Annotated in this window: 1 protein-coding gene; it reads right to left on the reverse strand. The window is 36.1% G+C overall.

Features of this window, described 5'->3' with window-relative positions; all coding sequences use genetic code 11:
- On the reverse strand, positions 1-932 hold a 932-nt coding region (locus tag AC1DJR_RS31630; protein WP_477004433.1), incomplete at both ends, for a sensor histidine kinase.

Consider the following 932-nt stretch of genomic DNA (forward strand, 5'->3'; position numbering starts at 1 on the left):
GAATATGCCCTCCTCATCTTGTGCTTTTAATTTAATACTAACTTTCGTGCCCTTACCTTTTTCACTTTCTATTCTCCACTCACCGTCATGTATATGAACAATTTGCCTTACAATTGCAAGACCTAAACCTGTTCCACCRTGTTGACGACTTCTCGCTTTATCTACTCGGTAAAAGCGTTCCCCCAGATTTTCTAAATGCTCTCTATCAATACCTATTCCTGTATCTTTTATGTGCAATTCACAATAATCATCGATTTGCTTTAATGTTATTATGATATCCCCGTTTTGATTTGTATAACGTATCGCATTATCTAATACATTATGAAGTACTTGTTGCATACGATCCTCATCAATCATTACGATAATTTCAGGATTTAAATTCGTTGAAATACGAAGGTTTTTTTCTACAAACTGTAACTCGTACGTATTTAGTACATCTTCAATAAGCTGTGAAAAAACGATAGGTTGTTTCTTTAAGGGAAAGTGTTCACCTTCTAGCTGCGCTAGATCTAATAAATCATGAACGAGGCGCTGCATGCGACCTGCTTCTTTATGAATAAGTTGCGTTACTTTTTCCTGCTGCGGCCCCTTCGCTACACCGTCTAAAATAGCTTCACTATATCCTTTAATATAACTAAGCGGTGTTCTAAGTTCATGCGAAACATTAGCTAAAAATTCCTTACGCTTTACATCTTCTGTTTCTAAGGAATTTGCCATTTTATTAAAGGCTTTTCCCAATCGTCCAATTTCATCTTCTGAAGAAATTGTAATCCGCTCTGAGAAATCTCCAGTAGCCAAATGATTTGCAACTCGTTCCATTTGCGAAAGCGGTCTCGTAATGGCGATAATAATTTTTCTACCAATCCATATTGTAATTAAAATCATTGCAAGTGCTAACGGCGCTAAAATAAGACCCATATCAAATATTAAGT

It is taken from the genome of Bacillus sp. 05T31, from assembly GCF_056396725.1.